Origin of the sequence: Cellulomonas bogoriensis 69B4 = DSM 16987, from assembly GCF_000767165.1 — a bacterium.
In the GTDB taxonomy this organism is placed as follows: Bacteria; Actinomycetota; Actinomycetes; order Actinomycetales; family Cellulomonadaceae; genus Actinotalea; species Actinotalea bogoriensis.
The window spans coordinates 1-1,012 of record NZ_AXCZ01000359.1 but is presented as its reverse complement, the minus strand read 5'-3'; the positions used below and the strand labels follow the sequence as shown (position 1 = coordinate 1,012).

1 protein-coding gene is annotated in these 1,012 nt (G+C 77.4%); it reads right to left on the bottom strand.

The window, feature by feature from the left end; all coding sequences use genetic code 11:
- Positions 1-923: cell division protein PerM (locus tag N869_RS15395; RefSeq protein WP_156968607.1), on the bottom strand; the 923-nt coding region annotated here is incomplete at its 3' end.
- Positions 924-1,012 lie beyond the last annotated feature (89 nt).

Here is a 1,012-nt window from a genome sequence, read left to right as displayed (position 1 = left end):
GTCCCGCAGGCGGCGGCCGTGTGCCAGGGCCGCTCCCGCACCAGTGCGAGGGACAGCCAGCGCCCTGCGAGCGCACCGGCCACGACCACCAGCACCGGCGCCCACATCGCGACGTCCGGGACCTGCGCGGGCAACGCCCCCAGCAAGGGCAGTGCGGGCAGGGGGCCGGTGAGCACCTCGGACGGGGAGTACACCGTCCCGGCGCCCACGGCGAAACCGGGGCCGGCGACCCACGCCACCGCCCACAGCACCAGGTTCGGCAGCAGGAGCAGCTGCCCGACGGCCAGGACGCCCCCGCCCAGCGCATCGAGGTCGAGGGCGGTGAGGACGTCGCCGGCGGGCGCCCGCCCGGCCAGGACCCAGACCACCGTCAGCGCACCACCCACGCCGAGCAACGTCACGGCCAGCACGCCGCCCGCACCGCACGCCGCGCGCACCCACCGCGGCACGGGCTCCCACCACCGGCGGGTCAGCTCGCGCAGCGACCCCCTGGCAGGTGCCCCCGCACCCAGACCGACGGCACCCACCAGGGCCCCGCCGACCACGGCCCGCGACGTCATCGCCGGCCCCGCACCCCAGGGACCGGACGGCCCGGTCAGCACGATCGCGGTGACCACGAGCGTGGTGTAGGTCACGATGCCCGCGACCCACGCGCTGCGGGCGGGAGCCATCGACCTGCGGGCCGAGGCGTAGGTGGTGAACAGCACCAGCAGGGTCAGGCCCAGGGGAACCAGTGTCACGGTGGTGCCGGCCACGGAGGCCGCCCCGCCGTGCCCGAGCAGCCACAGGACCAGACCGACCACGGCCGCCCGGGTCCACCCCAGCTCGGCGTTCACCGGGTCGGCGGACGTCGCCACGAACGCCGCCACCGCCGGGACGGTCACCACCAGCACCGACAGGACCGCACCCTGGACGGCCGCCACCACACCGGTGACCCAGGGACGGCCGCCGCCCGTGGGCTGCGACCCTGCCGGCCGGGCGGGACCGGACCTGGTGCGTGCCGGCTGCCGGG